Annotated in this window: 20 protein-coding genes and 1 tRNA gene; 11 read left to right on the forward strand and 10 right to left on the reverse strand. The window is 69.9% G+C overall.

Features of this window, described 5'->3' with window-relative positions; all coding sequences use genetic code 11:
• Positions 1 to 2 precede the first annotated feature (2 nt).
• Positions 3 to 6,083, forward strand: coding sequence for a hybrid sensor histidine kinase/response regulator (locus tag AC1DF3_RS18110; protein WP_478140383.1), 6,081 nt, complete (start codon positions 3 to 5; stop codon positions 6,081 to 6,083).
• A 21-nt stretch (positions 6,084 to 6,104) separates the two neighbouring features.
• Here AC1DF3_RS18110 and AC1DF3_RS18115 read toward each other — a convergent pair whose 3' ends face one another.
• Positions 6,105 to 7,610: a cryptochrome/photolyase family protein gene (locus tag AC1DF3_RS18115; protein ID WP_478140384.1), complete on the reverse strand. Its 1,506-nt coding sequence runs from the start codon at positions 7,608 to 7,610 to the stop codon at positions 6,105 to 6,107.
• Between AC1DF3_RS18115 and AC1DF3_RS18120 the strand changes: the two genes are divergently transcribed.
• The 6 genes from AC1DF3_RS18120 to AC1DF3_RS18145 are packed head-to-tail and all read left to right on the forward strand — an operon-like array spanning position 7,609 to position 12,112.
• Entirely contained in the window at positions 7,609 to 8,208 is a 600-nt protein-coding gene (locus AC1DF3_RS18120; protein WP_286525485.1) for a YqgE/AlgH family protein, read from the forward strand. The genes AC1DF3_RS18115 and AC1DF3_RS18120 overlap by 2 nt on opposite strands.
• Positions 8,205 to 8,642, forward strand: coding sequence for a Holliday junction resolvase RuvX (gene ruvX, locus AC1DF3_RS18125; RefSeq protein ID WP_286534806.1), 438 nt, complete (start codon positions 8,205 to 8,207; stop codon positions 8,640 to 8,642). The genes AC1DF3_RS18120 and ruvX overlap by 4 nt, the downstream gene beginning before the upstream one ends.
• Positions 8,639 to 9,136 (forward strand): bifunctional pyr operon transcriptional regulator/uracil phosphoribosyltransferase PyrR, encoded by a 498-nt coding sequence (gene pyrR / locus AC1DF3_RS18130; RefSeq protein WP_286534805.1) that lies wholly within the window; start codon positions 8,639 to 8,641, stop codon positions 9,134 to 9,136. Before ruvX ends, pyrR begins: the two co-directional genes overlap by 4 nt.
• On the forward strand, positions 9,136 to 10,098 hold the full coding sequence (locus AC1DF3_RS18135) for an aspartate carbamoyltransferase catalytic subunit (protein ID WP_286370034.1): 963 nt from the start codon (positions 9,136 to 9,138) through the stop codon (positions 10,096 to 10,098). The genes pyrR and AC1DF3_RS18135 overlap by 1 nt, the downstream gene beginning before the upstream one ends.
• Entirely contained in the window at positions 10,095 to 11,369 is a 1,275-nt protein-coding gene (locus AC1DF3_RS18140; RefSeq protein WP_286534804.1) for a dihydroorotase, read from the forward strand. The genes AC1DF3_RS18135 and AC1DF3_RS18140 overlap by 4 nt, the downstream gene beginning before the upstream one ends.
• The gene (locus AC1DF3_RS18145) at positions 11,366 to 12,112 is read left to right on the forward strand and encodes a lysophospholipid acyltransferase family protein (protein WP_286534919.1); all 747 of its coding nucleotides are present in this window, start codon (positions 11,366 to 11,368) and stop codon (positions 12,110 to 12,112) included. Before AC1DF3_RS18140 ends, AC1DF3_RS18145 begins: the two co-directional genes overlap by 4 nt.
• A 256-nt stretch (positions 12,113 to 12,368) precedes the next feature.
• Here the strand turns inward: AC1DF3_RS18145 and AC1DF3_RS18150 are convergent, their stop codons facing one another.
• The 8 genes from AC1DF3_RS18150 to AC1DF3_RS18185 all read right to left on the reverse strand — a co-directional run bounded on the left by AC1DF3_RS18150 (position 12,369) and on the right by AC1DF3_RS18185 (position 22,668).
• Positions 12,369 to 13,439, reverse strand: coding sequence for an NUDIX domain-containing protein (locus AC1DF3_RS18150; RefSeq protein WP_478140385.1), 1,071 nt, complete (start codon positions 13,437 to 13,439; stop codon positions 12,369 to 12,371).
• Between the two features lie 186 nt (positions 13,440 to 13,625).
• Positions 13,626 to 13,700 (reverse strand) — tRNA-Arg (locus AC1DF3_RS18155).
• Positions 13,701 to 13,727: 27 nt separating this feature from the next.
• Positions 13,728 to 17,804, reverse strand: coding sequence for a translocation/assembly module TamB domain-containing protein (locus AC1DF3_RS18160; RefSeq protein WP_478140386.1), 4,077 nt, complete (start codon positions 17,802 to 17,804; stop codon positions 13,728 to 13,730).
• The gene (locus AC1DF3_RS18165; RefSeq protein ID WP_478140387.1) at positions 17,805 to 19,691 is read right to left on the reverse strand and encodes an autotransporter assembly complex protein TamA; all 1,887 of its coding nucleotides are present in this window, start codon (positions 19,689 to 19,691) and stop codon (positions 17,805 to 17,807) included. It lies immediately after the preceding gene.
• Positions 19,692 to 19,751: 60 nt separating this feature from the next.
• A complete protein-coding gene (locus tag AC1DF3_RS18170; RefSeq protein ID WP_286534800.1) occupies positions 19,752 to 20,939 on the reverse strand; it encodes a vWA domain-containing protein in 1,188 nt (395 codons plus the stop codon).
• A 6-nt stretch (positions 20,940 to 20,945) separates the two neighbouring features.
• Entirely contained in the window at positions 20,946 to 21,566 is a 621-nt protein-coding gene (locus AC1DF3_RS18175) for a GNAT family N-acetyltransferase (RefSeq protein WP_286534799.1), read from the reverse strand.
• Positions 21,567 to 21,568: 2 nt separating this feature from the next.
• A complete protein-coding gene (locus AC1DF3_RS18180) occupies positions 21,569 to 21,829 on the reverse strand; it encodes a hypothetical protein (protein WP_286370025.1) in 261 nt (86 codons plus the stop codon).
• Positions 21,826 to 22,668: an AAA family ATPase gene (locus tag AC1DF3_RS18185; RefSeq protein WP_286525473.1), complete on the reverse strand. Its 843-nt coding sequence runs from the start codon at positions 22,666 to 22,668 to the stop codon at positions 21,826 to 21,828. The genes AC1DF3_RS18180 and AC1DF3_RS18185 overlap by 4 nt, the downstream gene beginning before the upstream one ends.
• Before the next feature lie 130 nt (positions 22,669 to 22,798).
• Between AC1DF3_RS18185 and AC1DF3_RS18190 the strand changes: the two genes are divergently transcribed.
• The gene (locus AC1DF3_RS18190; protein ID WP_286534796.1) at positions 22,799 to 23,476 is read left to right on the forward strand and encodes a c-type cytochrome; all 678 of its coding nucleotides are present in this window, start codon (positions 22,799 to 22,801) and stop codon (positions 23,474 to 23,476) included.
• A 147-nt stretch (positions 23,477 to 23,623) separates the two neighbouring features.
• Here the strand turns inward: AC1DF3_RS18190 and AC1DF3_RS18195 are convergent, their stop codons facing one another.
• Positions 23,624 to 24,058 (reverse strand): DUF1841 family protein, encoded by a 435-nt coding sequence (locus tag AC1DF3_RS18195; RefSeq protein ID WP_301807062.1) that lies wholly within the window; start codon positions 24,056 to 24,058, stop codon positions 23,624 to 23,626.
• A gap of 57 nt (positions 24,059 to 24,115) precedes the next feature.
• Between AC1DF3_RS18195 and AC1DF3_RS18200 the strand changes: the two genes are divergently transcribed.
• The 3 genes from AC1DF3_RS18200 (at position 24,116) to AC1DF3_RS18210 (ending at position 26,116) form a co-directional block, all read left to right on the forward strand.
• Positions 24,116 to 25,066: a LysR family transcriptional regulator gene (locus AC1DF3_RS18200; RefSeq protein ID WP_478140388.1), complete on the forward strand. Its 951-nt coding sequence runs from the start codon at positions 24,116 to 24,118 to the stop codon at positions 25,064 to 25,066.
• Positions 25,067 to 25,078: 12 nt separating this feature from the next.
• The gene (locus AC1DF3_RS18205) at positions 25,079 to 25,450 is read left to right on the forward strand and encodes a hypothetical protein (protein ID WP_286534793.1); all 372 of its coding nucleotides are present in this window, start codon (positions 25,079 to 25,081) and stop codon (positions 25,448 to 25,450) included.
• 156 nt (positions 25,451 to 25,606) lie between these two features.
• A complete protein-coding gene (locus AC1DF3_RS18210) occupies positions 25,607 to 26,116 on the forward strand; it encodes a cupin domain-containing protein (RefSeq protein WP_478140389.1) in 510 nt (169 codons plus the stop codon).
• The last annotated feature ends 15 nt before the right edge of the window (positions 26,117 to 26,131 follow it).

Here is a 26,131-nt window from a genome sequence, read left to right on the forward strand (position 1 = left end):
ACGTGTCGATCCAAAGCCCCGCCACCGCCCAACCAGCCGGCCACGCGCCGGCCACCGAGGATCTTGGGCCGCTGGCCTGGGTATTGGGAGAAATCCAGAAGACGCTCGACGGGGTAGGCAAGACGCTGCGCCGCTTCGCCCGCGAGGCGGCCACGGCGTTGCCGGGTTCCGAGCTCGACACCGCGCCGCTGCGCCAGGCCCGCCTGCAACTGCACCAGGCAGTCGGCGCGCTCCAGATGGTGGGCCACACGGCGCCGGCCCTGGTGCTGGGGGCGATGGAGTTCGCGGTCCAGAGCTTTGCCAGCGAGCCTTTGCGCTGCAACGAGGCCGCGGTCCAGAAGATCGACCGCGCCGGCTTCGCGGTCGCCGATTTCCTCAACGCGATGATCGCCGGCAAGGTGGTCTCGTCGGTGGCGCTGTTCCCGCAGTACCGCGAGGTGCTCGAACTGGTCGGCAACGAGCGGGTCCACCCGGCCGACCTCTGGAGCATGACCTGGCGCTGGGTCGAGATCAAGCCGGCGCCCACGCAAACCGCGCTGGTCTATGACCCGGCGGTGCGTTCCAAGCTCGACCGCGAAGTGCTCAAGGTCGTCAAGAGCGGCGACGATCACGCAGCCCGCCGGCTGCAGGCGCTGTGCCTCGGTCTCGGGCGCGGCGCCTCGGTGCCGCGGGTCGCGAGCTTCTGGACCCTGGCGGCCGGTTTCTTCGAGGCCCTGGCGCTGGCGCTGATTCCGGCCGATGCCCACGTGAAGCGGGCGGCCTCGCGCGTGCTGCTGCAGTACGCCACGCTGGCGCGCGGCGACAACACGGTCTCCGACCGGCTGGGCCAGGACCTGCTGTTCTTCTGCGCCCAGGCCGTGCCCGGTCCGCGCGACGAAGCCGCCACCTTGCGCGCAGTGCGCATCGCCTGGGGCGTGGCCAACGAGCAGACCGTCGACTACACGATCGAACAGTTCGGCCGCTTCGACCCGCTGGTGCTGGCGCAGGCGCGCAAGCGCATCGAGTCGGCCAAGGAAATGTGGTCGGCGCTCTCGGGCGGAGACGTGAGCCGCACGCGGCAGGTGGCCGACACCTTCGTGCAGCTGGGTGAATCGCTGCAGAAGCTGCATCCGCCGAGCGCGCCGATGGTGCAGGCGCTCAACAATGCGGTCGAGGCTTCGCTGCGTTCGGGCCAGCCGCCGGCGACCGAGCTGGCGATGGAAGTCGCGACCTCGGTGCTCTACCTCGAGGCCGCTTTCGAAGACCTGGATCCGCACGATCGCCAGCTCACGGCGCGCACCGTCCAGCTCGCGGGCCGCATCGAGCGGGCGCGCGACGGCGGCCGTTCGGAGCCGCTCGAGCCCTGGATGGAGGAGCTCTACCGCCGCGTCAGCGACCGCCAGACCATGGGCACCGTGGTCGGGGAACTGCGCAGCCACCTGAGCGAGCTCGAGAAGTCGCTCGACCAGTTCTTCCGCCGGCCGACCGAAAAAGGCCTGCTGCGCACCGTGCCGAACCAGCTGCTGCAGATGCGCGGCGTGTTTTCGGTGCTCGGCCTCGACCAGGCCGCGCAGACCGTGCAGCGAATGCGCGAGAACGTCGACCAGCTGATGGCCGAGGAGTCGCCCGCCGACGAGATCCGCGCTTTCGATTCGCTCGGCAACAACCTGGGCGCGCTGGGCTTCCTGATCGACATGCTGAGCTACCAGCCGGCATTGGCCAAGCGCCTGTTCGTGTTCGATGCCGAACTCGGCGAACTCAAGCCTCTGATGGGCCGGCAAGCCGCCGAAGCCGGCGCGCCGGAGGCCGCGGCCGCGGCGCCGGCGCCGTCCTTCGCCTCGGCCACCGGGCCGGTCGCCGTGACCGACACCGTGCTGAGCGTCGAGGAAGTGGACGCGCAGATCGCGGCCAAGCTGGCGGCGCTCGCCGCCCCGGGCGGGCGCAGCAAGCCGGCGCCGTCGCCGATCGAGGAGTTCAGCCGCGCGACCGCCAGCTGGACCGCGAAGATCACCGGACCGGCGCCGCTTGACGGGCTGATGCCCGACACCGAAGTCACGGAGCTCGAGGAAGACGACCTCCAGAACATCTTCCTCGACGAGGCGCGCGAAGTGCTGCACAACGGCCTGGCCGCGGTGTCCGCGCTGACGTCGCGCCCGGACGACGATGGCGAGCTGACCGTGCTGCGCCGGGCCTTCCACACCCTCAAGGGCAGCTCCCGCATGGTCGGGCTGATGGACTTCGGCGAGGCCGCCTGGTCGTTCGAGCAGGTGCTGAACACCTGGCTGGCCGACCAGCGCCCGGCGACGCCGGAACTGATTGCCGGCACGCGCAGCGCGCTGACCGATTTCGCCAAGTGGGTCGAGGCCATCGCCGCCAACCAGCCGCACGGCTGGCAATCGGCGCCGTTCCGCAGCATGGCCGAGGCCCTGCGCTCCGGCGAGCCGCTGGCGCCGACGGCGCGCGTGGCCGATGCCGACGCGCTGGTGGCCGCCGCGCGCCACATCGCGGCCGATTCGCTGGCCGAGGCCGCGCCGCCCGCTGTCGAGCCCGAGGCACCGCTGCCGGCACTCGAGCTTCCGGAGCTTCCCGATCTCGAACTCGGGCCGATCGAGCTCGACCTGCCCGTGGACGAGCAGCCGGTCGCGGAGGCGCCCGCCGAGCCTGCGGACGCCGAAGTGCCCACCGTCTGGTCGGGCCTGCAGGAGGCCTCTCAGGAGGAGGATGCGCCGCGGGTCCCGGACGATTTCGCCTCGACCGACTTTCTGGATTTCGACGGTACGCCTGCGCCCGAGGCGCCGCCCGACCTGGGCACGCTGGAGGACGTCGATTTCCTGGAGACCGTCCATACGTCGCTCGAGCCCGTGGCACGCCAGGTTCCGGCCGAGCCCGAAGCAGAACCGGCGCTGTCCTTCGAATTGAGGCTGGAGCCCGAAGCGCCGGCCGAGCCGCCGCAGGCCGTCGAAACGGCGCCGGAGCCGATGCCGGAGCCGGAACCCGAGCCGGTGCTCGAGGTCGAGCCCGTGATCGAACCGCTGTCACTGGCACCGGTGGTGCAAGCCGCCGAGACGGAGGTCGAGCCCGAACCGGAACCGGAACCGGAACCGGAACCGGAGCCCGAGCCCGAGCCCGAGCCCGAGCCCGTCGTCCAATCCGTGGCGGCCGAGGTCGAAGCGCCAGTGGCCGCGCCGCCGATCGAGATCGAACCCGAGCGCCCGGCCCTTCCGAGCGCCGAGGAACAGGTCAAGGTCATCGGGCCGCTGCGCATCGGCATCGCGCTCTACAACGTCTATCTCAACGAAGCCGACGAATGGTCGCGGCAACTGGCCACCGAAGTCGGCGAATGGGCGCTCGAGTCGCACCAGCGGGTCGCTGACTCGACGATCGGCCTCGCGCATTCGCTGGCCGGCAGTTCGGCGACGGTCGGCTTCCAGAGCCTGTCGGGCATGGCGCGCCTGCTCGAGGCGGCCTTGCAGCATCTGCAGATGCAGGGCCGCGGCACCCCCCAGCAGGGCGCGGTGCTGGTCGGTGCGGCCGAAGAGCTGCGCCGCCTGCTGCATCAGTTCGCCGCCGGCGTCCTCAAGGATCCGGTCGAAGGCACGCTGCGCGCGCTGCGCGAGGTGGCGGCCTCGGTGCTGCCGGCCGAACCGCTCGCCACCCGTCCGGTCTATCCGCACCTGGTGCGCGACGCCATGGCCGACGTGGCGCTCGACGATTCCGAGGACGCCATCGACGTGGCCGACGCGGTCGACGTCGACCTGTTCCCGATCTTCGAGGAAGAAGCTGCCGAACTGCTGCCGCAGCTCGGCGCCGCCTTGCGCGACTGGGCGCAGCGCCCCGAGGATACGGCGCCGCGTTCGTCGACGCTGCGCACCCTTCACACGCTCAAGGGCAGTGCCCGGCTGGCGGGCGCGATGCGGCTGGGCGAGCGTGCGCACCGCATGGAATCCGAGATCGAAATGCTCGGCTCCGTGGGCGTCGAGCGGGACTCGATCGAGAAACTGCTGGTGCGCTTCGACGCCTTGCAGGCCACCTTCGACGGGCTGCGCGCCGCCGACGATGCGATCCAGACCGAACTGGTGCAGCGCGCGGTGGCCGCGCCGGCCTCGCCCCAGCCGGTCGAGCCGCCGCCGCTCGCGGCCGTGGCCGAAGCGCCGGCCGCCGTGGCCGCACCCGCGGCCGACCGCGCCGCGGTGGCGCTGCCGTCGCCGTCGGCCCTGACGCCGCTGCGCGCCGTGTCGAGCCAGGCGGTGCGCATCCGCACCCACCTGCTCGACCGTCTGGTGGCGCAGGCCGGCGAAGTCATCATCACCCGCTCGCGGCTCGAAGCCGAGATCGGCCAGCTGCGCAGTTCGCTCAGCGACCTGACCGGCAACCTCGACCGCTTGCGCCAGCAGTTGCGCGACATCGAGGTCCAGGCCGAAAGCCAGATGCAGTCGAGACTGGCGCAAGCCAAGGATTCGCAGCAGGGCTTCGATCCGCTCGAGTTCGACCGCTTCACCCGCGTGCAGGAACTGACCCGGATGATGGCCGAGTCGGTCAACGACGTGGCGACCGTTCAGCGCACGCTGCAGAAGACCGTTCAGGCGACCGAAGACGACCTCAGCGCCCAGGCGCGCCAGACGCGCGAACTGCAGCGCGGCCTGCTGCGCACGCGCATGGTGGAGTTCGAAGGCATCTCCGAGCGGCTCTACCGCGTGGTGCGCCAGGCGTCCAAGGACACCGGCAAGCAGGTGCGCCTGGACATCACCGGCGGCTCGATCGAGATGGACCGCGGCGTGCTCGACCGCATGACGCCAGCTTTCGAGCATCTGCTGCGCAACTGCGTGGCGCATGGCATCGAGGACGCCGCCACGCGCGAGCGGGCCGGCAAGGAGGCCAGCGGCCTGATCGTGATCGAGCTGCACCACGAAGGCAACGACGTCTCGGTGAGCTTCCGCGACGACGGCGCCGGCCTGAACCATGCGCGCATCGTCGAACGCGCACAGGCGCTCGGCCTGGTGGCCCAAGGCCAGCCGCTCAGCCCCGCCGAAGCGGCCGAACTGATCTTCCAGCCGGGCTTCTCGACCGCGGAACAGGTGTCCGAGCTGGCGGGCCGCGGGATCGGCATGGACGTCGTGCGGGCCGAAGTCGCCGCCCTCGGCGGCCGCATCGAGACCCACAGCCAACCGGGCCAGGGCACCGTCTTCAAGCTGGTGCTGCCGCTGACCACTGCCGTGACGCACGTGGTCATGCTGCGCGCCGGCGGCACCTCGATCGGCGTGCCTTCCAACTTGGTCGAACTGGTGCTGCGCGCCAGCGCCTCGGACCTCGAATCCGCCTACCTCGAGCAGCGCTACCCCTTCGGCGGCGAGCAGGTGCCGTTCTACTGGGCCGGTGCGCTGCTGCAGTCGTCGGCGCGCAGCGAGCGTGCGCCGGGCAAGGCCAACACGATCGTGGTCGTGCGCAGCGCGGCGCAGCGTGTCGCGCTGCACGTGGACGAAGTGCTGGGCAACCAGGAAGTGGTGGTCAAGAACCTCGGGCCTCAGCTGTCGCGGCTGCCCGGCATGGCGGCGATCTCGGTCCTGGCCTCGGGCGCGGTCGCGCTGATCTACAACCCGGTGGCACTGGCCGCGGTGCATGGCGAGCAGGCGCGCGAATTCCAGTCCGCCGCCCGCCGCCAGCCGGCGCTGCGCGGTGCCGAGCCGGTGGCCGTGCAGGCGGCGGTGGTGCCGCAGGTGCCGCTGGTGCTGGTGGTGGACGACTCGATCACGGTGCGCCGCGTCACCCAGCGCCTGCTGCAGCGCGAAGGCTACCGCGTGGCGCTGGCGGCCGACGGCCTGCAGGCGCTCGAGCGGCTGCAGCAGGAGCGCCCGGCGGTCGTGCTGTCCGACATCGAGATGCCGCGCATGGACGGCTTCGACCTGGCGCGCAACATCCGCGCCGACCAGTCGCTGGCCGACCTGCCGATCATCATGATCACCTCGCGCATCGCCGAGAAGCACCACGACCATGCACGGGCGCTGGGGGTCAACCACTACCTGGGCAAGCCGTACTCGGAAGACGAGCTGCTGCGGCTGGTGCGGAGCTATACGGGGGTCGAGCTGCCGGCGGTGCTGGCGGCCTGATCTTGTCGGCCGAGGAGGGCGTCAGCGCTTGTCGCGCGGCGCCTGCGCCTTCACCACCGCATAGCGCTGCAGCGTCCTCTCCCGTGCCTCGGCATGGTCGACCACCGGCTTCGGGTAGTTCCGCCCGAGCTCGACGCCGGCCGCCAGCAGCTCCACCGGGCTGGCGGTCCACGGGGCGTGGATCGCCGCATTCGACAGCTTCGCCAGTTGCGGCAGGTAGCGCCGGATGAACTTGCCTTCGGGGTCGAAGCGCTCGCTCTGCGTGGTCGGGTTGAAGATCCGGAAGTAGGGCTGCGCGTCGCAGCCGCTGGAGCTCGCCCACTGCCAGCCGCCGTTGTTCGAGGCCAGCTCGAAGTCGTTGAGGTGCAGGGCGAAGTAACGCTCGCCGCGGCGCCAGTCCAGCCCCAGGTCCTTGCAGAGAAAGCTCGCCACCACCATCCGCAGGCGGTTGTGCATGTAGCCGGTCTGGTTGATCTGCGCCATGGCGGCGTCGACCAGCGGGTATCCGGTCTTGCCCTGGCACCAGGCGTCGAACAGCTGGTCGGCATGCTTGCCGTGGTGCCACTGGATCCGGTCGTATTCGGGCTTGAAGCTGCGTGACTCGCCGCCTTCGGCCACCTGCGGGTGGTGGGCCAGGATCTGGAAATAGAAATCGCGCCAGATCAGTTCGCTGAGCCAGGTCGCCGCGCCGGCGTCCCCTTGCAGCGACAGCTGATGCGCCACGCCAGCCAGCTGGCGGATCGACACGGTGCCGAAGCGCAGGTGGACCCCCAGGTAGCTCGGGCCGCGCACCGACGGATAGTTGCGGGCGGCGTCGTAGCGGTCGATGCGCTGGAAGAAGTCGTCGAACAGGGCGGCGCCGCCCTGGCTGCCGGTCGGGATGTCGAGCTCGGACAGATTGCTCTTCTCGAAGCCGATCTCGGCCAGCGCCGGCACCGGCGCCCGTAGCGGGTCGGGTGGCGGCGCCAGCGCATCGGCGTGGCGGCGCACCGGGTATGGCTTCAGGTAGAAGGCGTCGACCTTGGCCAGCCAGGCGCGCTTGTACGGCGTGAACACGCTGTAGGGTTGGCCGGTCTGGGTCAGCACCTCGTCGCGCTCGAAGATGGTCTGGTCCTTGTAGCTGTGGAAGGCCACTCCGGCATTGGCCAGCGCCCCGAGCACCCGGGCGTCGCGGGCCAGGGCCGCGGGCTCGTCGTCGCGGTTCGCGAACACCGCCTGGACGTCGAGTTGGCGCGCAAGCAAGGCGATTTCATCTTCGGCGACGGCATGCCGCACCACCAGCCCGCCGCCGAGGGCGCGCAGCTCGGCGTCGAGCTCCACCAGCGACTCCCGGATGAATTCCACCCGCCGGTCGACGCGCGGCAAAGGGTCGAGAATGGCGCGGTCGAACACGAACACGCACACCACCTGGCGGCAGGCCCGCAGCGCCTGGTAGAGGGCCGCGTTGTCGTCCACCCGCAGGTCGCGGCGAAACCACATGAGGCCCTTGGGATAGATCTTGTCGACGGCCAGTAAAATGGGCGGCATGGCCCTTGATTCTGCACCGATGAACCTCACGCATCATTTTCTGATCGCGATGCCGGGTCTGGAAGACAAGGCCTTCAATCGCAGCGTGGTCTACCTGTGCGAGCACAGCGAGCGCGGCGCGCTCGGGCTGGTGATCAACAAGCCCAGCGAAATCAACCTGGGCGTGCTGTTCGAGAAGATCGAGCTCCACCTGTCGCGTCCCGAACTCGGCAACGCGCCGGTGTTCCAGGGCGGGCCGGTGCAGACCGAGCGCGGTTTCGTGCTGCACGAGCCGGTCTTCTCCGATGCCGACAAACCCAACGAATCGGTCTACGCCTCGACCATGACGATCCCCGGCGGCCTCGAGATGACCACCTCCAAGGACGTGCTGGAGGCCCTGGCCACCGGCGCCGGCCCGCGCAAGGTGCTGGTCTCGCTCGGCTACGCGGCCTGGGGCGAGGGCCAGCTCGAATCCGAACTGGCCGAGAACAGCTGGCTCACGGTCGGGGCCGACCCTGCCGTGATCTTCGACACCCCGGTCGAGCAGCGCTACGACAAGGCGCTGTCGCTGCTGGGCCTGGAGGCCTGGACCTTGTCGCCCGATGCGGGGCATGCATGAGCGATCCGGCGATGCCCGACCGCAACCTGCCTTCCCCGCCCGTTCCCGCCCATTTTCAAAGTTTCCTGGCCTTCGACTACGGTCAGAAGCGCACCGGCGTCGCCAGCGGCAACCGGCTGCTGCGCAGCGCCACGCCGCAGGCCACCATCAAGGCCGAGGGCGACGCCCGCTTCGCCCAGGTCGAGGCCCGGATCCGCGAGTGGCAGCCCGACGCGCTGGTGGTCGGCGTGCCCTTTCACCCCGACGGCGCGCCGCACGACAACACCCGGGCCGCGCAGCGCTTCGCCCGCCAACTGCACGGCCGCTTCCGCCTGCCGGTGTACGAGGTCGACGAGCGCTACAGCACCACCGAGGCGCTCGCCGGCGGCGCCCGCGACGCCGATGCCGCCTCGGCCTGCATCATCCTTGAACAGTTCCTGAGGAGTCTCCCGTGAACGCAATCCCCGACGCCGAAGCGCTCTATATCGAGCTGCTGCGCGGCGTGAAATCCCTGCTGCGACCCGACACCCGCCTGGTCGGCATCACCTCGGGCGGCGCCTGGCTGGTCGAGCGGCTGCAAAAGGACCTGGGCCTGGCCGGCGCGCCCGGCATCATCTCCTCGGCCATGCACCGCGACGATTTCGCCCGCCGCGGCCTGGCGGCCAGCGCCCAGACCACGCTGCCCTTCGACGTCAACGGTGCCGACGTGCTGCTGCTCGACGACGTGCTCTACACCGGCCGCACCATCCGCGCCGTGCTCAACGAGCTGTTCGATTTCGGCCGTCCGGCCTGCGTGCGGCTGGCGGTGATGATCGACCGCGGCGGCCGCCAGCTGCCGGTGGCGGCCGACTTCGCGGCGCAGAAGCTCGAACTGCCCGCCACCCAGCTGCTGGCCCTGGCCCGCAGCGACAGCGGCGCCTTCAGCTTCAAGGTAGAGGAAAACACCTGATGCTCTACAAGCGAAACCCCCAGCTCAACAAGAACGGCGAACTGATCCACCTGCTGTCGATCGAGGGCCTGCCGAAGGACATCGTCACCCACATCCTCGACACCGCGGCCAACTTCACGAGCGTCAGCGACCGCGAGGTCAAGAAGGTGCCGCTGCTGCGCGGCAAGAGCGTTTTCAACCTGTTCTTCGAGAACTCGACCCGCACCCGCACCACCTTCGAGATCGCGGCCAAGCGGCTGTCGGCCGACGTCATCAACCTCGACATCGCGCGCTCGTCGGCCACCAAGGGCGAGTCGCTGCTCGACACCATCGCCAACCTGAGCGCGATGGCGGCCGACCTGTTCGTGGTGCGCCACAGCGAGTCGGGCGCGCCCTACCTGATCGCGCAGCACGTGGCGCCCCACGTGCACGTGGTGAACGCGGGCGACGGCCGGCATGCGCACCCGACGCAGGGCCTGCTCGACATGTACACGATCCGGCACTACAAGAAGGACTTTTCGAACCTCACGGTGGCGATCGTCGGCGACGTGCTGCATTCGCGCGTGGCGCGTTCCGACATCCACGGGCTCACCACGCTGGGCTGCGCCGAAGTGCGCGTGGTCGGCCCCAAGACGCTGGTGCCGAGCGACATGGCGCAGATGGGCGTGCGCGTGTGCCACACGCTCGAAGAGGGCATCAAGGACTGCGACGTGATCATCATGCTGCGCCTGCAGAACGAGCGCATGAGCGGCGCACTGCTGCCGTCGTCGCAGGAGTTCTTCAAGACCTTCGGCCTCACGCCCGAGAAGCTGCAGCTCGCCAAGCCGGATGCGATCGTGATGCATCCGGGGCCGATCAACCGCGGCGTCGAGATCGACTCGGCGGTGGTCGACGGCCGGCAGAGCGTGATCCTGCCGCAGGTCACTTTCGGTATCGCGGTCCGCATGGCCGTCATGAGCATCGTCGCAGGTAACGAAGCATGAGCAACATCCTGATCATCAACGGCCGGGTGCTGGACCCGGCCTCCGGCCTCGACCGCCAGGCCGACATCGCGATCACCGACGGCCGGGTGCAGTCCATCGGCGAGGTCTCGCCCGAGTTCCGGGCCGAGCGCACGCTCGATGCGCAAGGCTGCCTCGTCGTGCCCGGGCTGGTCGACCTCGCCGCAAGGCTGCGCGAGCCCGGCTACGAGCACGAGGGCATGCTCGAGAGCGAGATGGGCGCGGCCGTGGCCGGCGGCGTCACCAGCCTGGTCTGCCCGCCCGACACCGACCCGGTGCTCGACGAGCCCGGCCTGGTCGAGATGCTCAAGTTCCGGGCCGAGAAGATGCAGCGTGCGCGCCTGTTCCCGCTCGGCGCGCTGACGCGCGGGCTGGCCGGCGAGGTGCTGACCGAGATGGCCGAGCTGACCGAGGCCGGCTGCATCGGCTTCGGCCAGGCCGAGGTGCCGCTCGGAAACACGCAGGTGCTGCAGCGCGCGCTGCTGTACGCCAGCACCTTCGGCTACACCGTCTGGCTGCGCCCGCAAGAGCGCGACCTCGGCCGCGGCGTCGCCGCCAGCGGGCCGCTGGCGACCCGGCTCGGCCTGGCGGGCGTGCCGGTGGCGGCCGAGACCATCGCGATCTTCACCATCGTCGAGCTGATGCGAAGCACCGGCGCGCGGGTCCACCTGTGCCGGCTGTCGAGCGCGGCCGGGGTGGCGCAGGTGCGAGCAGCCAAGGCCGAGGGCCTGCCGCTCACTTGCGACGTCAGCATCAATTCGCTGCACCTGGCCGACACCGACATCGGCTTCTTCGACAGCCGCGCCCGCCTCAACCCGCCGCTGCGCCAGCAACGCGACCGCGATGCGCTGTCGGCCGGGCTGGCCGACGGCACCATCGACGCGCTGGTGTCCGACCACACGCCGGTCGAGGCCGATGCCAAGACGCTGCCGTTCGCCGAGAGCGAGGCCGGGGCCACCGGCCTCGAGCTGCTGCTGCCGCTGGCGCTCAAGTGGGGCGAGCAGAGCGGCGCCGGATTGCAGCGCGCGATCGAGGTCGTCACGGCGGCACCGGCGCGGCTGCTGGCTGCTCCGGGCGTCGGCAGCCTGGCTGCAGGCGGTGCCGCCGACCTCTGCGTGGTCGACCCGGCACACGAGTGGCAGGTCACCCCCGAAGCGCTGAAGAGCCAGGGCAAGCACACGCCCTTCGGCGACTACGCCATGCGCGGACGGGCCCGCTTCACGCTCGTCGGCGGCCGGGTGGTGCACGGCTGATGCAGTCGCTCTCCGCCAGCTGGAGGCTGCTGCGTGCGATCGCGCACATGCTTTCAGGGTGGTGGACGATCCGCTTCCGATTCGAGCGGCTGTCGCCGGCCGAGCGTGCGCAGTGCGTCGAGCAATGGGCCGAGCGCCTGCTCAACATCATGGGCGTCCGGCTCACGGTGCACGGCACGCCGCCCGCGCACGGGCCGGTGCTGGTGGTGTGCAACCACCTGTCGTGGCTCGACATCGTGGCGATCCACGCCGCGCGCCACGTTCGCTTCGTCTCCAAGGCCAGCGTCCGGCATTGGCCGGTGATCGGCACCCTTTCGACCGGCGCCGGCACGCTCTACATCGAGCGCGAGCGCCGGCGCGACGCGGTGCGGGTGGTGCACCACATGACCGAGGCGCTGCGCGCGGGCGACATCATTGCGGTCTTCCCCGAGGGCACGACCAGCGACGGCCACGGCCTGCTGCCCTTCCATGCCAACCTGCTGCAGGCGGCGATCTCGTCGGGGGCGCCGGTGCAGCCGGTGGCCCTGCGCTTCGCCGATGCGGCCAGCGGCCAGAACAGCGATGCGCCGCGCTATGTGGACGACGACAACCTGCTCGCTTCGCTGTGGAACACGCTGAAGGCGCCGCCGCTGCTGGCGATCGTGCATTTCGGCGAGCCCCAGCCATCGATGGGGCGCGATCGCCGGGGGTGGGCGAAGTCCCTGCATGCCGACGTCCAGTCGCTGCGCCGCGAACTCAGATAGCCCTGGGCGAACGGCCCAAAAAAAGGCAGCACCCCGAGGGGTGCTGCGCAACGGCGCCGAGGGCGCCGGGAGGAGGAATCGTCGTTCAGAGAACCCCGAAAACCTTCAATCCGATGATCACGACAAGCGGCACGCCGCAGAGCCAGAGGACGATGCTTTTCATGAGGGGTCTCCAGTTGGTGTCAGTGCTTGCACCTTAGGACGGCGCCTGCGGATCGGGTGCCGGAAAAAGCAATGGGAGCGCGTGGGCGCTTGCCTACAGGGCCGACGGGGCCGGCAACAGGTCCAGATAGTGGTCGAGCATCTGGAAGTGGTCGTCCAGGAACTGGTCTTCCAGCGCGGCCAATCCGCCGATCGGCGTCCAGTGCGCGGCGGCGGCGTCGTCGTCGGCCCGCAGCCCCGGCAGCTCGCGATCTCCCAGGTCGAAGAAGTGACCATGGGTGATGGTGCGGCCGCGTGCGCTGCGGTCCGGGCGGTCGAACACGTCGGTGGCCCTCAGGCAGGCGCGCAGGGTCGCCGGGGGCAGCGCCAGATGGGTCTCTTCCTCGAGCTCCCGCAGGGCCGCTTGCCGCGTGGTCTCGCGCTGTTCGAGGAAGCCGCCCGGCACCGCGAGCAGGCCCTTGCCGGGCGCCTGCCCGCGGCGGATCAGGAGCACGTGGCCGGCGCACCGGACGACGCAGTCGACCGTCACGAGGACCGGAGGGTAGGGCGCCGAGGCCCAGGACGCCTCGTACGCTCTCAACAGCGCCGCTTCCTGGGCCAGGGCCTCGAAATGCGGCCCGTGGGTCCACGCACGCAGGAAGTCGATGGTGCCCGGAGGCAGTTCGCCTGCGAGCGTGGACAAGGCCTCGTCCGGCGAGGCGAACAAAGCGTCGCGCATGCGGCTGGCGCGGCGCACCGGCACTTCGTCCGCGCGCAGCAGCGTCCACGCCGGGAACGCGTCGAGGTAGTCGCGGGTGGCATCGCGGGCGTGGCCGACCAGCGTCAGTCCGGGCGCCGGGGCCGCTTCGATGCGCCCCAGCGCATCCGCGACCGCATGGTGCACGTCCGCCAGCCAGCGGGTGTCGTCGAAACGATCGCGCACCGGCACGCAGAGCAGCCGCGGGCGCTGCGCTTCGGGGAGCGCGAGGCGGATCATCTCGGCGCGTTCCTGCCAGGTGAAGGGAAGCTTGGGCGAGCGGGCCTGGAACGCCGAGCCGATCACCACGACCACGCGCGGCGCGGCTTCGAGTGCCCGCTCGACCAGCGACAGATGGCCGTCGTGGAAGGGCTGGAAGCGGCCAATGACGACCGCGGCGTCCGCGTCCGATGGATTGCGAGTGTGCACAGATGGCCTTGAAATCGGGAACGGCGCAGCCCGGCCGGCGGCGCGTCAACAGAACATGAATGCCAGGATGGCGGCATCGTCCGCCAGGTTCAGCAGCGCATAGCCGGCGAACCTGTAGGCCAGCACGGTCGCTTGGTTGATCAGGTCCTGCATGCTGGAACGGTGGCTGAGAAGCGGTGACTTGGCTGGTGCCCTCGACAGGAATCGAACCTGTATCTGAGTCTTAGGAGGACCCCGTTCTATCCATTGAACTACGAGGACGAGCGCGCCCGAACTTTAACAGTTCGGCTAGTCGAACTGCACCGTGAAGATCAGGTCGACGGCGCTTTGCTGCCCCGCCTGTGCCCGCAAGGTCAGCCGCCGGGTCAGGTCGTAGAAGATGAACAGCGTGCCCAGCGTGCCGCCCAGGCCGCGCTCGTAGGTGACGTAGAAGTCCCGCGCGATGCGCTTGCCGACGGTGACTGTCGAGTCGCGGACGTCGCCGCCGCTGCCCGGACCCTTGAAGCCGATCTCGTCGAGCCCGAAGCGGCTTGCCAGCCCACCGCCGCCACTGCCGCCAAGGCCTCCCAGCAGAGCCAGCGCGGCCTGCTGCAGCAGCACCGATTCGCCGCCGCTGGTGGCCGACGCCCGGCCCAGCACCAGCCAGCTGAGGGTTTCCTGGTCCGACAACTGCGGCTCCGAATACAGCCGCACGCGCGGCGACAGCGCGGTGCCGGTGATGGCGACGCCGGCGCGCTGCGAGATGTTGGGACGGATCGCCAGGATGTCGAGCTGCGGGTTGTCGAACGGGCCGTTGAAGCGCGCGATCCCGGTCTCGATGTTGAGCGCCTGCCCGTAGGCGCGGTACTGGCCGGCGACGGTCCGGACCTCGCCGGTGATGCGCGGCGGTGCGTTCAGGGCGGTGCTGCGGATGTCCAGCTTGCCGGCCAGCCGGGTCGTGATGCCGCGGCCCTGGACCGCGAAGTCGGCGCCGAGGTCGAAGCTCACCGCGATGTCCGGTGGCTTGGCGGTCTCCGCCCGGGCGACTTCGCTCTGGTTTTCGGCGGCCCGGCGCTTCGCCTCCTCGGCGGCTTCGCGATCGATCGCCGCCGAGCGGACCACGACGTCGCTGCCCAGGCTGGGCGCGGTCTCGTCGGGCAGGATGATGACCGCGCGGTCGGTCTTGATGTCGCCCCGCACCGTGAACTGGCCGCTTTCGAGCCGGGCCTGCAGGTTGCCCGACAGCGTGAGCTGTCGATCGGCGCGCACCAGCACCCGCAGCGCCCGCAGATCGGCCTGGATCGACATCCGGATGCCGCTGCCGGCGCCGGCCACCGGTGCCGCGCCCCAGCCCAGTTCGCCGCGCGCCGACAGGGTGCCGCCGTCGCGCGCCGCCTCGCTGGCCGCGGTGCTGAGGTTGCCGCTCTGGCCCGGGATGCGCGTCTGCGCGCCGGCCCCGCCCTTGAGCGTGAATTCGGTGATCTCGACCCGATTGCCCGCCAAGGTGGCGCGCAGCCGGCCGTCGCGCAGGTCCAGCCCTTCGACCAGCGCCCGCAGTGCCAGCTTGTCGGCGGCCAAGGTGCCGTTCCAGCGCGGCTCGCTGCGGTTGCCGGCCAGCGTGGCATCGGCGTCGAGCGTGCCGGCCATCCGCCAGCCCGGCGGCGCCAGCATCGACCAGACGCCCAGGTTCGGCATCCGCGCCGTGACGCGGCCGGCCAGCGGGGCGTCGTCGGCCCAGTGCCAGCCGCCCTGGCGCTGCTGCACCCGGGTGCTGGCCTCGACCCGGATCTCGCCCGCCCGCTCGCTGTCCCAGGCCAGGTTGGCGCGCACCGTGTCGCCTTCGGCGTCGAGGACGAACTCGGCGCGCTTCAGTCCGGCCGGCGTGCTGGCGCCGGGGCCTGCGGCATCCATGGTGCGTTCGCTGGCGGTGCCCGTGCCATGGCTGCGGATGCGCGTGACCAGCGCGGCCTCCCCGGCCTGCACCCGCAGGTCGCCGCTTTCGCGCGTCAGGCGGGCCTTGGCGCGCAGCGTGTCGCCGGCGTCGATGTCCCAGTCGCCGTTGAACAGCAGGTCGCCGCTGAAGCCGACCTGGGCCAGCGTCTCGCCGTTGCCGAGCAGCTCGGCCCAGGCCATCGGCAGGCCCTGCAGCCGGCCCTTGGACTGCAGCCGGAAGGCCCGCCTCGCCTCGGTGCCGGTGCGGCTGAAGCGCAGCGGCTGCCAGTCGATCCTGACCGTGCCCGGCGCCGGGCCCTTGAGGGTCGCGGCCGCGGCGGAGGCTTCGAGGTCGAGCCGCGGGTTGGCACCGGAGGCCGTGCGCACCTTCAGGCTGACGGGGCTGCCGAGTTCCAGCACCCAGGGGGCGACATCCGGCCGCGCGCTGTCGAGCGCCTGCACGCGCAGGCTGGCGAGCGCCGCGCTCCACTGGTCCCGGCGCTCGATGCCGGCACTGGCCCGGGTGTCGAGCGTGATCTTGCGGCTGCCCGTCACGGCTTCGCCCTTCAGGGCCAGCGTGGCCTGGGCGAGGCTGCCGGCCAGTTCGGCACGCACGCCGTTGAGCACGATCGGGCTCGGCGCCGCCGCCTCGGAGGGCGGCAGCTTCACCTCGAGCTTGGGAATGGCCAGCGTGGCCTGCAGCGTGGGTTCGACGGTGCCGCGAGGCGCCGGTTCGTTGACGGCCTGCAGCCGGCGCTGGACCGCTTGCCAGCCGCCCTTCCAGCTGGCGTCCAGCCGGGCGCTGCCCTGCAGCGCAGTGCCGCCGAAGAGGGGGCCGAGTTCGGGCAGGCCTTCGATCCAGCCCTGCAGCGCCGCCGCGTCGTCGATCCGGGCCTGCACATCGCCGCCGCCCGTGTTCGGCGCGATCCGGCCGTCGACCAGCGCCGCGGCGCCGGGAACGGCCAGGTTCAGCCGGCCGCTCGCCGCTTGATCGTCGACCCGCAGCTGCAGCCGGCCTTCGATGCTGGCGCCCCGGGCCTCGACGCGCAGGCTGCGCAGGTCGAGCACCTGGTCCTGCCACTGGCCCTTGGCGAGCGCCCGTTCGAGCCGCAGGCCCTGCAGCTCGCCCGTCCCGCCGGCGCCGCCCTCGGCCTGCAGCGCGACGTCGAACTGCAGGGCATCGCCGGTCTGGCCGGCCTGGAGGCGGCCGTTGACCGGCGCACCATCGAGCCGGGTATGGAGTGCGCCGGGACTGACGCCGCGCACGGTGGCGTCGACTTGCCAGGGCGCCGGCGCGGGGCCCCAGCTGCCCTCGGCGTCGATGCGGCCGCCGCCGGCGCGCACGCTGAGCTGCGGCAGCGTCCAGGTGCTGCCGTCGAAACGGGCCCGGGCGTCCAGCTGCTCGACCGGCAGCTTGGCCTCGTCCCAGGGGCCCGGCAGCGCATTGCGGACCTGGGCGCTGGCCTGCCAAAGTGACTCGCCGGGCGCGGCCGTCGCGTCGGGACCGGCCTCGATCTCGCCGCTCAGCAGGGTGGCCGGCGCTTCGGGCCAGAGGGTGGCCAGGTCGATGTTCTGCAGCGCGGCCTTGGCGTCGATCACGGGCTGCGGCTGCCAGGGTGCCAGGGTGGCCTGCAGCTGCGCCTGCATGGGCTGGTCGGCGCTGGCGTCGACCGGATGGAGATCGGCCGTCACCGCGAGGCGTGCATCGGGGCCGGCGAGCTGGCCCTGGATGGTCGCCTCGGCCCGCACGTCGAGGCTGCGGTCCTGCGCCAGCAGCGCGCGCACCCGGCCGTTCAGCGTGGCGTCGAGCGCCATCGGCGCCGGCCCCTGCAGGCGCAGCTGGGCGCCGTAGTGGCCGTCGGCGATGTCGACCGCGGTGATCTCGAGCTGGTGGTGGTCGTCACGATAGCGGTAGCTGCCTGCCAGCCCGGTCGCCTGCAGCGCCGGCGGCCCGGCCCAGCGCAGGTCGTCGATGGTGAAGGGCAGCTCGATCTCCACCGGCAGCACCAGCTGCTCGAGCGGCTCGACCGGCTTGCTTTCGGCCGGCGCGCGGCGCTCGATCAGCAGCTGCGCAGCGTGGACTTCGCCGAGCTGCACCCGGCGCCGCAGCAGGGGTGCCAGCTGCCAGCCGATGCGGGCATCCCGGACCTCGACCGCCAGGCTCTCGCTCTCCCAGCGCAGCCAGCCGATGCGGCCACCGGCGCGCAGCGACCCGCTCACGTCGCGGCTCTCCAGGGTCTGACCGGCCGGGAGGTAGCGCGCCGTGCGCGCCAGCGCGAAGGCCAGAGAGTGGTCGGACCCCAGCCACCACCAGGCGCCCGCGCCCAGCAGCAGCACCAGCGCCACCAGGCCGGTCAGGCCCCACGCGAATGCGCGCAGCGCACGTCGCCCGCGCGAGCGCGGCGGCGGCGGCGGCGCAGCGGTTGCGGCGGCGGTGGCGTGGTCGGCGCTCATCTAGAAAGTGAATCCGAGTCGGAGGTGAAAGCGGAACGCATGGACGGCGATGCCGTAGGCCAGGTCCATCTGGACCGGGCCGATCGGGCTGGCCCAGCGCGCGCCGACGCCGACCCCGACCTTGGCGCTCATGTCGGCCGGCCGGTCGGCCACCGCGCCGACATCGATGAAGACCGTGCTGTCCCAGGCGGTCAGCTGGCCCTGGTAGACAAAGGGGCGCTGCCATTCGATGCTCGCCACGCCGAGGTAGCGCCCGGCGATGACCTGGCCGTCGGGCTTGATCGCGCCGATCGAGCGGTAGCCGTAGCCGCGCACCGTGGTGTCGCCGCCGGTGAGGAAGTTCAAGGTCGACGGGATCTGGGCCCGGTCCGCGGCGCTCACCACGCCGGCCTCGGCGCGCAGCTGGATGCGGGCGTTGCGCCGCTGCGTGTCGTCGTCGTTGCTCACGGTGCCGGCCGGGACGAAGCCGATCCAGCGCACGTAGGTCCGGGTGAAGGGCAGCTGTTCGCCCGACAGCGTGTAGCCGCCGGCCAGTTCGAGCGCGACCCCCTGGCCGCGGGTCGGCGCCGCCGCGTTGTCGAAGTAGCGGCCGGTCCAGCCCCAGTTGAGGGACAGGGCCGAGGCCGATGGCGGCGGGTTGAAGCCTCGATTCACCGCATAGTCGTACTGCAGGAAGATGCTTCGGTCGATGTGGTCGCCGCCCTGGCTGCGGCCGCCGCGCAGGCGACCGCTGTCGACAGTGAAGCTGCCCGAGACTTCGCTCTTCAACTGGCCCGATGCAAAGGAGCGCCAGCCGCTGTCGTCGGGGATCGCGGTCCATTCGGTGCCCAGCGATTGCAGGTCGCGGTCGATGGTGAGCTTGGACACCGCGCGCCAGCCGAGCAGCGGCATGTCGTTGTGCGAATGGTCGATCGACAGCCGGGCGCCGCTGTCGGTGGTGAAGCCGACGCCGAGCACCACGCGCTGCAGCGGCGCCTCGGTCAGCTGGGCGACCACCGGGGCGGCCTGCGGATCGGTCGTGGTGTCCAGCGTCAGGAACACCGAGTTGAAGTAGCCGCTGCTGGCCAGCCGCTGCTGGGCGTCGAGCAGCAGCTGCTGGTCGTATTCGGCGCCGGTCGGCACCCGCGCCAGCCGGCGCACGCTGTCGACCGGATAGCGCTGGCTGCCGTTCACCACCAGCGGCCCGAAGCGGTACGCCGGGCCGGATTCATAGGTCGCGCCGAGCCTGGCTTCGCTGCGGTCGGCGTCGATCTCGGCCTTGCTGGCGAGGATGCTGCCGGTCGGATAGCGCCGGGCCGTGAGGGTGCGCAGCGCCGCGGTCTTGGCGGCGTCCCAGGCCTGCTGGTTGAAGGGCTGGCCGGCGCGCAGCGCCCAGCCGGTGCGGATGGCGTCGCGCTGCGCCTCGGCGGCGGGGTTCTCGGCGATCGGCCCGCTGAAGTCGATCTGCACGCTGCTCACCCGCGTCAGCGGGCCGGGCTCGACCGTGATCCTGACCTCCCGCGGCGCCTTGCCGCCGGGCGTCTCGCGCAGCTCCAGCGTCAGGGTGGGCGTGAAGTAGCCCAGGGTGTTGAGCAGTTCGCGCGCATTGGCCTCGGCCGCCACCATCAGCCGCGAGATCTCGACCGCGCCGAGGTCGTCGAGCTCGCGAAAGCGCTGGATCTCGAGGTGGCGTTCGAGGAACTCGCGCACCGCGGCCGGCTCGGCCTGGACATCGACCGTGAATGCCGTGCCGGCAGTGCCGCCCGCGCTCGCCACGGCCCCCGGGGTCGCGTCCGATTCTGCTGCGTCCTTCTGGGGCAACAGGCTGCAACCCGACAGTAGAAGAGCGGCTGCAAATAAAAACGCCGGCCACCACGCCGGCGCATGAAGACGGACCACCCTAAGCATGCGGGGATTTTGACAGCATGCGCAGAGGCCCCCCGGAGGCCGGGTGCACCGGCGGGCGAGCTACTTCGAGAGCATCCGCATCGCGTCTTCGAGGCCGCGCAAAGTCAGCGGGTACATCCGGTGCGACACCAGCTGCTGGATCACCGCGATGCTCTGGCGGTACTGCCAGACGCCCTGCGGCTCGGGGTTGATCCAGGCGAACTTCGGGAACGCGTGCGTGAGGCGCTGCATCCACTCGGCGCCGGCCTCCTCGTTGTTGTATTCGACGCTGCCGCCCGGCTGCAGGATCTCGTACGGGCTCATCGTGGCGTCGCCGACGAAGATCAGCTTGTAGTCCTTGTTGTACTTGCGGATGATGTCCCAGGTCGCGAACTTCTCGGAGAAGCGGCGCCGGTTGTTCTTCCACATGAAGTCGTAGACGCAGTTGTGGAAGTAATAGAACTCGAGGTGCTTGAACTCGGTCTTGACGGCCGAGAACAGCTCCTCGACGCGCTGGATGTGCTCGTCCATCGTGCCGCCCACGTCCATCAGCAGCAGCACCTTGACGTTGTTGTGGCGCTCGGGCCGCATCTTGATGTCGAGGTAGCCGGCATTGGCCGCGGTCGAGTGGATGGTGTCGTCGAGATCCAGCTCTTCCTCGTGGCCCTCGCGCGCGAACTTGCGCAACCGGCGCAGCGCGATCTTGATGTTGCGGGTGCCCAGTTCCTGGCTGTCGTCGTAGTCCTTGTAGGCGCGCTGGTCCCAGACCTTGACCGCGCTCTTGTTCTTGCCGGCGCCGCCGATCCGCACGCCCTGCGGGTTGTAGCCGCCGTGGCCGAAAGGCGAGGTGCCGCCAGTGCCGATCCACTTGTTGCCGCCTTCGTGGCGGTCCTTCTGCTCTTCGAAGCGCTTCTTCAGCGTCTCCATGAGCTCGTCCCAGCCCATCTTCTCGATCTTGGCCTTTTCCTCGGCCGTGAACTCGCGCTCGAGCGTCTTGCGCAGCCAGTCGAGCGGCACTTCCTTGGTGAAGTCGGCCAGCATCTCGACGCCCTTGAAGTAGGCGGCGAAGGCGCGGTCGAACTTGTCGTAGTGCTTCTCGTCCTTGACCAGCGCGGTGCGCGACAGGTAGTAGAAGTCGTCGAGGCCGTAGGCGCCGTCGGAGTTGGGGCCGACCACGTCGGCCTGCAGCGCCTCGAGCAGGGTCAGGTATTCCTTGACCGACACCGGCAGCTTGGCCGAGCGCAAGGTGTAGAAGAAGTCGATCAGCATCGCGAATCACTCCTTGGAGGAAGAGGGTGCGGGGGGGCGCGGCTTGTCCAGCAGGTAGAGCAGCTGGGCCTTGACCTCGGGCCATTCGCCCGAGCGCAGGCTGTACATCACGGTGTCGCGGATGGTGCCGTCGCGGCGCAGCGCATGGCCGCGGATCACGCCGTCCTTGCGGGCGCCCAGCCGCTCGATCGCCTGCTGCGACGCGTGGTTGAAGTTGTCGGTGCGCCAGCCCACCACGTGGCAGCCCAGGGCATCGAAGGCGTGCGACATCATCAGCAGTTTGCAGGTGGTGTTCACGTGGGTGCGCTGGCAGCGCCGGGCATACCAGGTGTAGCCGATCTCGACCCGTTTCACGGCGGGCAGGATGTCGTGGAAGCTGGTCGTGCCGAGCACGGTGCCGCTGGCTTCGTCGGTGACGGCGAAGGCGAAGCGGTTGCCGTCCTCGCGCATCTTCAGGGCCGCCTCGATATAGCTGCGGGTGTTCTCGGGCTCGGGCACCGAGGTGACGCGGATGTTCCAGAGCTCGCCGTCGGCGGCGGCGGCGCGCAGGCCGTTCTCATGGTGCAGCGACAGCGGCACCAGCGCGATGCCGCGCGACTTCAGCGTGACAGGCTCGACGAATGCCATCCTCAACTCCTGGGATTGCCGTATTTGCGGATGTACCAGGCCCGAGCGAGCTGGGCGCCCCCGCCGCCGCCGAGGCCGATCAGCAAGATGCCGAAGATCGCGTTGTTGGTGTAGCCGCCGGGGCCGAAAGCGTCCAGCCCGAGCAGGAGCCCGACCCAGCGGCCCAGCAGTGCGCCGGCGACGAACAGCACCGCCTGCGCCACGCCGAGCAGCATCAACTGCCTTGTCGGGTGCTTGCCGGGTCCACCGGGCGCTGCGCTCATCGGTTGTTGCGCTGCATGAACACGAGCTTCTCGAACAAGGTGACGTCCTGCTCGTTCTTGAGCAGCGCGCCGACCAGCGGCGGCACCGCGACCTTGTCGTCCTTGCTCTGCAGCGCCTCCAGCGGGATGTCTTCGGCCACCAGCAGCTTGAGCCAGTCGAGCAGCTCGGAGGTCGACGGCTTCTTCTTGAGGCCGGGCAGGTTGCGCACGTCGTAGAAGGTCTTCATCGCGGCCGTGAGCAGTTCCTGCTTGAGGCCCGGGAAGTGCACCGCGACGATGCTCTTCATGGTCTCGGCGTCGGGGAACTTGATGTAGTGGAAGAAGCAGCGGCGCAGGAAGGCGTCGGGCAGTTCCTTCTCGTTGTTGGAGGTGATGAACACCACCGGCCGGTGCTTGGCACGGACCAGCTCGCGCGTTTCGTAGCAGTAGAACTCCATGCGGTCGATTTCGCGCAGCAGGTCGTTCGGGAATTCGATGTCGGCCTTGTCGATCTCGTCGATCAGGAGCGCAACCGGCTGTTCGGCCGTGAAGGCCTGCCAGAGCACACCCTTGACGATGTAGTTGTGGATGTCCTTGACGCGTTCGTCGCCCAGCTGCGAATCGCGCAGCCGGCTCACGGCGTCGTATTCGTAGAGGCCCTGCTGCGCCTTGGTGGTCGACTTGATGTGCCACTGGAGCAGCGGCAGGTCGAGCGCCTGGGCCACTTCCTCGGCCAGCATGGTCTTGCCGGTGCCGGGCTCGCCCTTGACCAGCAGTGGGCGCTTGAGCGTGATGGCCGCGTTGACCGCGAGCATCAGATCCTGAGTGGCAACGTAGTTGTCTGAACCCTTGAATTTCATGGATGGGCTTGAAGCGGAGGGTGGTTGAAAGAACACAACATCGATTCTTCGTCCGCAGGGCTCGCGTAGAGCCCCCATATAATCAAATGTTGATTTGAAACAAGTTTCTCCACGAGATTGTGCGCGCAAAATGAACAAGCTGTTGACCACGATGTTTGCCCTTGCTGTCGCCTGCGTGACGGTCTCGGCCCAGGCCCAAAAGATCACGGGGAACGCCGAGGCCGGTGCCAAGAAGACCGCCATGTGCGTGGGCTGCCACGGCATCATCGGCTACCAGGCCAGCTTCCCCGAGATCCACAAGGTGCCGATGATCGCGGGCCAGAGCGCCACCTACATCGTCTCGGCGCTCACGCAGTACAAGGGCGGCGAGCGCAAGCACCCCACCATGCGCGCCATCGCCGACTCGCTGAGCGAGCAGGACATCGCCGACCTGGCGGCCTACTACAGCCAGCTCGGCCTGAAGGAAGGCGATGCGCCCCCGGCCACCGCCAAGGCCCCCAGCGACACCGTCCACGCGCTGATCTCGCGCGACAAGGACAACGCCTGCACCAAGTGCCACGGCGCCAATTTCAACACCCCCAACGACGGCACCGTGCCCAAGCTGGCGGGCCAGTACGCCGACTACCTCTACGTCGCCCTGAAGTCGTACAAGGTGCAGAACGCCCACCTGGGCCGCGCCAACGGCGTGATGGGCGGGCAGGCCAAGAAGTATTCCAACACCGAAATCAAGGAACTGGCCGCCTACATCAGCTCGCTGCCGGGCGAACTGAAGACGGTGCCGGAGTCGCGTTTCCACCACGCTGATTGAAGGCCCCCACGCTCCCCCACTTCGTGTGGGTCGCTGCCCCCCGAGGGGGCCGCAGGCCGCCTTGGGGCGGCCCGGCGCCGGCCTGAGAGCCCCACGCTCACGAAAAAGCCCGCTTCGCGCGGGCTTTTTGCATGATGGCGGCCGCTTTCAGTCCCGGGTGGCGCGGCGCTGGACGCAGGCCACGTAGGCCTCGCCGTCAGGCGGGCGGCCGGCGCGCTGGCTCTCCCACATCATCTGGCCCAGGCATTCCATCGCCTCGTGGTGCGCGTCCAGCAGCGAGTCGCGCCGCGCCGCCAGCAGCTCGACCGCCTGGCGGATGCCGCGCGGCTGGTCGATCGAGCACTGCTCGCTGACGGACAGGTGCATCGACAGGTGGAGGAAGGGGTTCTCGCGCCCGTCCTGGCCGTCGTAGACGCGGGCCACCGCGGCATCGGCATCGGCCAGGTCGGCATGGTATTCGGGGTGCTCGTCGATCCAGCGGCTGGCGATGATCTCGAGGGCTTCCATCGGCTCGCCGCGGCGGCTCTTGGCGAAGACGCCGCAAAAGAAGCGGCGCACTTCCTCTTGGGAGGGATTGAACATCCGCCAAGATTAGCACCGCCTCGCCGGCACGGCCCCGGACCGCTACATTGCGAAGCCATGGACCGCCTGGAAAACATCGAGACCTTCGTGCGCGTCGCCCAGACCCAGAGCTTCGCCGAGGCCGCGCGCCAGATGCGGGTGGCGAAGTCGGTCGTGACCAGCCGCGTGAAGCAGCTGGAAGACCACGTCGGCGCGCCGCTGTTCCACCGCAGCACGCGGGTGGTGCGGCTGAGCGACGTCGGCCAGGCCTTCCTGCGCGACTGCACCGAGCTCGTCGGGCGGGCCAACGACATCATGGACCAGATGCGCGACGCCCGGGCCGGGCCGACCGGGACCCTGCGCATCCATGCGCTGACCGGCTTCGTGCTGGGCCATTTCGCGACCCTGCTGCGAGCTTTCCAGGTCAGCTTCCCTGACATCCATCTGGAGCTGATCGTCAGCGACGCGGTGGTCGACCCGGTCAAGGCCGGCGTCGATTGCGCGCTGCAGATCTTCCCGGCGGCATCCACCGAGCTGGTGTCGCGCCCGCTGTTCCCGGTTCGCCGCGTTTTCTGCGCCACGCCCGAGTACCTGCGCAGCCACGGCACGCCGGAAGACCCGCGCGACCTGCACAAGCACACGCTGGGCCTCTATTCGGGCTACCCGACGCGCGACCGCTGGACCTTCCACCACGCGGGGGAGCAGGTCACGCTCTACATGAGCGCCGCGCTCCTGACCAACAGCGTCCACCTGCTGCGCGAGTACGCGATGGAGCACGCCGGCATCGTCTGCCTGCCGACGCTGGTGGCCGGCGATGCGATCCTGCGCGGCGACCTGCAGGTGGTGCTGGCCGAGCACCAGCTGTCGTCGTTCTCGCTCAACGCGGTCTACGCCGGCACCTCGCGCAATGCGTTCAAGCTCAGGCTCTTCATCGAGCACCTCACCGCCGCCTTCACGCGGGTGCCGCCGTGGGACGCGGCCATGGTCGACCGCGGCCTGCTGCCGGCCACGCTGATCGCGGACCCCTGAAAGGTCCAGCCCATGAACGACACCCCGACACCGCCCGAACCCTTCGCCACGCCCCGGCCCGAACCGCGTGCCCGCACGCCGCTGCCGGCGGGCTACCGCGAAGGCATCATCACCGCGATCACGGTGATCATCGGCTTCTCGCTTTCCTTCGTGCGCTACTGGGCCTTCGAGGCGCCGGGCGACTGGACGGCGCGCTCCGTGGTGGCGCTGGTGGCGCTGCTGATCCCGATCGCGGCCGAGATCTACACGCTCTACCGTGCGCTGCTGGTCGAGGATGACGACGAAGCGACCTACAGGACCACCGTGAAGTGGTTCATCGGCTCGGTTTGCGGCATGCTGGTCTCGGTGTCGCTGGCGGCGATCGTCCTGTCGGGCAGGCCCTGACGCCGGGGCCGCTGGGCCCGGGTAAACCCTGCGGATTGACCGGATTCGCCGAACAATGCGGACCGGATTTGAGGCCTACCGGAGTCGCCCCCCGTTTCCTAAAGTGCAGACACCGCAGTCCACCGCTGCACCTTCCGGCACCTGAGGAGACAACCCATGACCGCTGCCTACCAGACCCGCTTCGGGTCGCTGAAGAACTACCAGAAGGGCCACGTCGAGCCGATCGCCGACGACGTCCGCCACTACGCGTTCTCGAACTGCTTCGACATCGCGAGCAAGAGCAAGCCTTATGAAAAGGTGGTGTTCGGCCAGAACCAGATCTACGTGCTGGAGACGCTGCGCGCCGAAGGCAGCTCGCCCTGGTACACCAGCGCCCACGACGAGTTCGCGCTGGTGATGGACGGCGAGGTCGAGATCCACCTGGTCAAGCTCGATCCGAGCCAGGCCGTGGCCGACGCGGAGAAGAACGGCGCCGTGCTCGTCAAGGGCGAACCGAAGGGCCCGAAGATGGGCTGGATGAAGCTCTCGCGCGGCCACCAGGGTCTGCTGCCGAAGAACACCGCCTACCAGTTCCGCAGCGTCGGCGAGCCCGGCGTGATCGTGCTGCAGACCTGCAAGGGCGATCTCTCGGTCGAAAAATGGGCCGACATCTGCCAGACGCACTGAGACATCGAGGAGCAC

It is taken from the genome of Variovorax sp. 10N432, assembly GCF_056394465.1.